The following is a 6,281-nucleotide window of genomic DNA, read 5'->3' on the forward strand; positions in this document are numbered from 1 at the left end:
ATAATTATACTTATATATTCATCAAAAAGGAGCAATAGCTAGGAAAATCCTTAACTTATTGCTCCTTGTATAAAATTAGATCACTCTAATTAATTTTTATTAGTTGTTTAATGCTGCTTCGAAAGCTTCAATCATTGATGGAACTTTAATAGATACACCTGTTACAGCATCTGTGTGTCCATCTTCTGTTACTTCAAGTGCTGCAGCGTCGAAGTTATTTTCAGCCAAGAATGCTGCAAGCGCATCTGCTTGTTCATTCCATGTAAGACCTGTATCTGTCATTTTATATGTGCCAGCAGCAGCTGCTTCATATTTGCTTTCACCATTTTCTTGGATACAGTCAAATTTAACACTTACTGGTGCTTCGTTTTCAAATGTAACTGCTGCTGTAAATGTATTACCTTCATCATCTTTTACTTCTCCAACTTTAACGTTGTCATTAGCTTCTGTTGTTGCTACTTCTGTAGTAGTTGTTTCTGTTGTTGTTGTAGCTTCTTTTGAACCACAAGCTGTGAATACTAGCATTGCACTTAATGTTAATGCTAAAACTGCGAATTTTTTCATAAATTCCTCCTAGTAAAAATTTAATGTCTTATATATTATATACTAAACTATATAGTTAATCAATGGTTTCTTGTTAAATTTTCATCACTTATTTTTTATGCATTATATAAATTTATTTTAGATGCTTCTTTTCTTGCATACTTACTATAAGTTACTATATAATAATCACAGTCGTTAACTAAATCTAAATTCTTGCAATAATAGAGAATTAGAAGAAGTTTATTGCTAGTTCATAGACACGATATTATATTTCATTTTTGGAGGACATTTTATGGACATCACGAGTTTTGCACACTTAGTGGAATTACGTACAAAAGTGGCAAGTGTTTTACCATTTGTATTTGGTTCACTCTATACCCTTTACGCCTTTGATACATTTAGTGTTTCACATGCCTTAATCATGTTTTTAGCCGTTGTTATTTTTGATATGACTACAACTGCTATTAATAACTATATGGACTTTAAAAAAGCCCATCTTCAAGAAGGTTATGGCTATGAAATACATAATGCTATTTCACATTATCAGCTCAATCTTAAAGTTGTAAGAACCATTATTTTATCGATGCTGGTAATTGCTTCTTTATTAGGAATTTACTTAGTCTACTTAACCAATGTGGTTGTGCTTTTATTAGGCATGATTTGTTTTGCCATTGGTATTTTATATACTTTCGGACCATTGCCTATCTCTCGTACACCATTTGGAGAACTTTTCTCTGGGGTTACAATGGGATTTGTGCTCACATTTATTACAATCTATATTCATGTGTTTAATCGTGATCTTGTGACTTTACAATGGCAAAGTCCACAAATTATACTTAGCTTTAACATACCAGCCCTTATTGCCATTGCCTTAGTAACAGTACCTTTTGTTATTACAATTGCCAATATTATGCTTGCTAATAACTTATGTGATATGGAGGAAGATATTTGTAATAAACGCTATACTCTTCCTATTCATATTGGTAAAGAAAATGGTGTGCGTCTTTGGGTAATGGGTTACTATATCGTTTATGCAGCAATCCTCATTGCAGTCGTTATGGGATATTTGCCTTTAACATGCCTTGCTTCACTTCTTACTTTTATCTTAGTAAGCCACAACATTGCATGTTTTAAACGCAAACAAACTAAAGCAGAAACATTTAGCTGCGCCATTAAAAACTTCTTATTAGTTAACTGTAGTCTTGTAATTTGCTTAGGATTACATTTAATCATTACTACCTTATTTTTTTAAAATCATACTTAAACCTAATGAGAGGGAAAAACAATAGTGTTTTTCCCTCTCATTAGGTTTGTTTCATTTCTCCACTTTTCTTTACATTTAACAAAGGTATTAGATGATAGTGAACTCAATAAAGATGATGTGCCAATGTTTGCCAATAGAAATACAATGGTACTTCAAATCAACAATGGATTTTCGAAAAATTGGAAGAACAACCACTCCAATCTACAACTACTCAAAAAAGTCCAATCAACAACAGCTTCAAACGCTATAGAGGTACAACCTACTCAAACACCAGAAGCTGAAAAATCTGATTTAGACTTAGCTTACACTGTAGACTCATGGGCATAGGTGGTCAAGTCAGCTTTAAACTTACAAATAATACAGATGCTAAAGTAAAAGGCTAGAGCTTAAAAATCAATAAAAATGATATCAAGATTGCTTCAAACTGGAATATCAGTGTAGAAGAAATTGATGACTACTATATCGTTACACCACTCACATGGAATAATGCAATTCCAGCAGGTCAATCTATTGAATTCATCCTTACTGCAAATGGTGATACAAAGCTACTATTGATTATAGTCTTTCTTAATACTTATTTAAAATTTAAAAGGGTGTCGCAAATCAACAATTTTTTGCGGTACCCTTTTATTATATGATTATTTTAAGCTATCTTTTATAATGTTGCTTTCAATGCACTGATGCGCTTTCAATTGATTAATGAGTAACTTCCTCTCATTCACATTTAATTCACTGATTTGTGCTATAGCTAAGTCTACATACCACTCTAATAAAATAGCTTTAAGGTCTGCTCTATTAGCTTCTTCATACTTTAAATTAACACAATACTTAGGCACTTCTTTTCCCATCCTATCCCCCACTTCATCTTTTTCAATAATTAATATTTACTATTCTATTCATATGCTATATTAACATCTCTTAAATCAATCTTTTATGTCTCATCATTTTCTTCATACATTATAAATGAAAAAGGACATGTTTCAAGTGCATATACTCTTAATAGAAAGTTTAATTAAAAGGAAATTTTATTATGAAGGTTGCAATTTATACTAGAAAATCAAAGTTAACAGATCAAGGGGATAGTATTAATATGCAAATTGACTATTGCAAGCGTTACATTAGTTTAAATCATCCTGATGAAGTCCTTCACATCACAACTTACTCGGATGAAGGTTTTAGTGGTGGTAATATTGACCGCCCTGATTTTAAAAAAATGATGACGGCTGTTAAAGCGAATGCACTTGATATTATTATCTGTTATAGACTCGATCGAATCAGTCGTAATATTGCTGATTTTAGCATTACCTATCAAACACTTGAAAAACATCATGTCCAATTTATCAGTGTCAAAGAACAATTTGATACGAGTACCCCCATTGGCCGTGCCATGTTAAATATTGCTCTTGTTTTCTCTCAAATGGAACGTGAAACTATTGCTGAACGTATTCGAGATAATCTAAAATCTTTAGCTGAAAAAGGCCAATGGTTAGGTGGTACAACACCTTTGGGCTATGTGAGTCAAAAAGTAGATTATACCACTGATAAGGGTCGCACTAAACACTATTTTGAATTAGCTTTAAAAGAAGATGAGGCAGAGACTGTAAAGCTCATTTATAACCAATATCACAAATTAGGCTCCATTACACAAGTTGAATACTATCTGATTGCTCACAATATTAAAACTCGTAACAATAAGTACTTTTCGCCTAATGTTATTAGAAATATCCTTATTAATCCTTCTTATTGCGCAGCAACTTTAGAAGTCTATCACTACTTTATGAACCTAGGCTGTAATGTAACCTTTAAACCTGAACAATGTAATCCTGAGTTTGCGCTTATTGCCTTTAACCGCTTAGGTGCCAATAAAGTCTTAAGACAACCTGAAGCTTGGATTATTGCCCTTGGCAGCCACAAACCCATTATAGAGGCTTATGAGTGGCTTAAAACGCAACAGCTTATTCAAACTAATCATACCTATAATTTTGGCAAATGCAGATCTGATAAAACTTCTAAGGTAGGGATGCTCTCTAAACTATTGTATTGTGGTAAGTGCGGCGCACCTATGCGTATTACAAATCAAGAAATACTTGCCGATGGTTCCAAGTCCTATATTTACCGTTGCAGTAATAAATTACGCTCTAAAGGAAGTCTTTGCGATATTGTCAATGCCAAAGGGCATTACCTTGACCCACTCATTTGGGAGAAATTACAAGAGCTTGCACCTACTAAAGAAGAACTAATTGAACGCTTAATTCAAAAAAGTCATCAATTCGAAAAGCCCTCTTTATCAAAATCTCATTTAAATAACGTAAATGACTTACAAAGCCAATATGATGCAAATACTTCTAAAATCGCTAATTTACTAGAAGTACTCGCTATTACAAGTCATACAGCAACACGCCATAAATTATTAGAAAAAATCGAAGTTTTAGAAAAAAATAATAATCAATTACAACTTACTATCACTAAACAAGAGGCACCACTTGACAAAGAAGAAGGCATCCATAATATTGATCGAATATACAAAACTATCACTAAAACCTCCGCCCTTTCAGAACTTTCCACACTAGCAGAACGTCGTTTTTTACTCCAACAATTAATCACACGTATCGATTGGTACGAGGCGCATGTGGATGTTTTTTTTAATATCTCAAGCCGTAATTTGCATACTGGTAGTAAAATCACTCCTTAGAAATGGTAAACCCATTATTATTGCCCTAGCTAGCAATGATGGTATCAGTGGTTCACTTAAAAATATTGGTCATCTTTTGGAAAAGAAAAACATCTTCTTCGTACCACTTGGCCAAGATGATTTCGTTAAAAAACCTTTTTCTTTAGTTGCTGATTTAAGCTATGTGCCTGAAACTATTGCACTAGCTTTAGAAGGTACACAAAGGCAACCTGTATTTATAAGCTATTAATTATTTTATGAAAGGTAGATGTTTATTCAATATAACCGTCTGCCTTTTTTATATTGGCTATTTTACAAATAGTTATTGCAATAAATTAATAGAATAGTTATAATTTTTATTAAATAGTTGCATGTTTTTACAGCCATTAAATAGTAACTATGCATTTATTTACAAGGAGATTATAATGAAAAAAAGGAATATCCAAAAACGTGTTATCGGAAGTTTTGCTTTTAATTCTATCATTACTATTTTAATTGTAGTTGGCAGTATTTTAGCCCTACATAAAAGTTACGCCTACACTTCTCATATCATCGATCAAGAGTCTACACGCAAATATAATGAAGATGTTTTTGAAATGGTCCTTAATATTGAAGCAGATACTTCGCTTAATGAACTTGCCCTCCTACTTAAAGAGCATAATCTCATTTCTAATGTAGCTTATTTCAAACTAGAAGCACATCTTTCTGATTTTAAGTCACCTTTTATAGCAGGTGAATATACATTAAGTAGCAATATGTCTACTAATGAAATTCTAAAAATGCTTGCTACAGACTTTAATAATGAAGAGGAAACCGTACAATTTACAATTCCTGAAGGTTATACAATCCCTCAAATTGCAGCCAAATTAGATAGTGAAGGTATTATTGATGCGAAAGACTTTTTAGATGCGGTGCAAAATAAAAATTATGATTATGATTTTTTGCAAAATATACCAGCTACAACGACTTATAAATTAGAAGGTTATTTATTCCCTGATACCTATACTGTCAGAAAGAATGCTACCCCTGAAGAAATCATTATTCGCATGCTTATGCGTTTTAAAGAGGTAGTGGCGGGCTATACAACTTACCTTGAGCATACTAATTATAGTTTACATGATTTGCTGACAATCGCTTCTATGATTGAAGGTGAAGCCAAACTTGATGAAGAACGCCCTACTATTTCTGGTGTTATTTATAATCGTTTAGATGCACATATGAATTTACAAATGTGCTCTACAATCCAATATTTATTGGATAAACGAAAAGCAACCCTTTCTCTTGATGATTTAAAAGTGGATAGCCCTTATAATACTTATCTTTATACAGGCTTACCACCTGGACCAATTTGTGCTCCTGGCGAAACTAGCATTAAGGCTGCGCTCTTACCTGAGCAACATAACTACTATTATTTTGTGATTAGCGATACCGCTTCTGATGCTCATCATTTTAGCGAAACCGCTCAAGAACATAGCACCGCTAAAATACGTTATGCTCAAAGTATTGATAAAAACTTTTATGAATAACAAAAATGCAGCAAAGTTTATTTAGCTTTGCTGCATTTTTTATGTTTCATATATTCTATTTATTGAATACGTGCACCATCATAATATACTTCTATACTTTCTGCTGATATCTCACCATATTTTGACCAATCTTCTTTAGCCAAGTAAATTTTATAACGGCTTCCCCACTATTAACTGGTAACTGCTCGGAACTTATAAGTGTTAGAAATAGCCATCACTTATTATTTGTCCTTTCACATCATTTGTAAAGTCTACATACTAAGTGTTAATACTTAGT

8 protein-coding genes are annotated in these 6,281 nt (G+C 32.7%); 6 read left to right on the forward strand and 2 right to left on the reverse strand.

Features of this window, described 5'->3' with window-relative positions; genetic code table 11:
- Nucleotides 1-99 precede the first annotated feature (99 nt).
- Nucleotides 100-564: a hypothetical protein gene (locus JCM14822_RS17470; RefSeq protein WP_054743825.1), complete on the reverse strand. Its 465-nt coding sequence runs from the start codon at nucleotides 562-564 to the stop codon at nucleotides 100-102.
- A 271-nt stretch (nucleotides 565-835) separates the two neighbouring features.
- On the opposite strand from JCM14822_RS17470, the gene menA reads away from it, so the two are divergent.
- From menA to JCM14822_RS25255, 3 genes are all read left to right on the forward strand, one after another.
- Nucleotides 836-1,795 (forward strand): 1,4-dihydroxy-2-naphthoate polyprenyltransferase, encoded by a 960-nt coding sequence (menA, locus tag JCM14822_RS17475; RefSeq protein WP_054743827.1) that lies wholly within the window; start codon nucleotides 836-838, stop codon nucleotides 1,793-1,795.
- 36 nt (nucleotides 1,796-1,831) lie between these two features.
- Nucleotides 1,832-2,134, forward strand: a complete 303-nt coding sequence (locus JCM14822_RS17480; protein ID WP_054743830.1) for a hypothetical protein — start codon at nucleotides 1,832-1,834, stop codon at nucleotides 2,132-2,134.
- Between the two features lie 86 nt (nucleotides 2,135-2,220).
- A complete protein-coding gene (locus JCM14822_RS25255; RefSeq protein WP_408606220.1) occupies nucleotides 2,221-2,445 on the forward strand; it encodes a hypothetical protein in 225 nt (74 codons plus the stop codon).
- Here the strand turns inward: JCM14822_RS25255 and JCM14822_RS17485 are convergent, their stop codons facing one another.
- Nucleotides 2,446-2,655, reverse strand: coding sequence for a hypothetical protein (locus tag JCM14822_RS17485; protein ID WP_054743832.1), 210 nt, complete (start codon nucleotides 2,653-2,655; stop codon nucleotides 2,446-2,448).
- Between the two features lie 182 nt (nucleotides 2,656-2,837).
- Here JCM14822_RS17485 and JCM14822_RS17490 point away from each other — a divergent pair, with 182 nt between their 5' ends.
- From JCM14822_RS17490 to mltG, 3 genes are all read left to right on the forward strand, one after another.
- Nucleotides 2,838-4,499, forward strand: coding sequence for a recombinase family protein (locus tag JCM14822_RS17490; RefSeq protein ID WP_054743834.1), 1,662 nt, complete (start codon nucleotides 2,838-2,840; stop codon nucleotides 4,497-4,499).
- Complete coding sequence (locus JCM14822_RS17495; RefSeq protein WP_054743835.1) at nucleotides 4,441-4,728, forward strand: HFCD family protein; 288 nt, start codon at nucleotides 4,441-4,443, stop codon at nucleotides 4,726-4,728. Before JCM14822_RS17490 ends, JCM14822_RS17495 begins: the two co-directional genes overlap by 59 nt.
- Before the next feature lie 175 nt (nucleotides 4,729-4,903).
- On the forward strand, nucleotides 4,904-6,004 hold the full coding sequence (gene mltG / locus JCM14822_RS17500; RefSeq protein ID WP_054743838.1) for an endolytic transglycosylase MltG: 1,101 nt from the start codon (nucleotides 4,904-4,906) through the stop codon (nucleotides 6,002-6,004).
- Nucleotides 6,005-6,281 lie beyond the last annotated feature (277 nt).

Source organism: Cellulosilyticum ruminicola JCM 14822, from assembly GCF_001311925.1.
Lineage (GTDB): Bacteria > Bacillota > Clostridia > Lachnospirales > Cellulosilyticaceae > Cellulosilyticum > Cellulosilyticum ruminicola.

Excerpts from the sequence above, each read along its gene's own strand:
- JCM14822_RS17485 (WP_054743832.1), bottom strand. The coding sequence starts at position 2,655 with ATGGGAAAAGAAGTGCCTAAGTATTGTGTTAATTTAAAGTATGAAGAA.
- menA (WP_054743827.1), top strand. The coding sequence starts at position 836 with ATGGACATCACGAGTTTTGCACACTTAGTGGAATTACGTACAAAAGTG.
- mltG (WP_054743838.1), top strand. The coding sequence starts at position 4,904 with ATGAAAAAAAGGAATATCCAAAAACGTGTTATCGGAAGTTTTGCTTTT.
- JCM14822_RS17495 (WP_054743835.1), top strand. The coding sequence starts at position 4,441 with ATGTTTTTTTTAATATCTCAAGCCGTAATTTGCATACTGGTAGTAAAA.
- JCM14822_RS17470 (WP_054743825.1), bottom strand. The coding sequence starts at position 564 with ATGAAAAAATTCGCAGTTTTAGCATTAACATTAAGTGCAATGCTAGTA.
- JCM14822_RS17490 (WP_054743834.1), top strand. The coding sequence starts at position 2,838 with ATGAAGGTTGCAATTTATACTAGAAAATCAAAGTTAACAGATCAAGGG.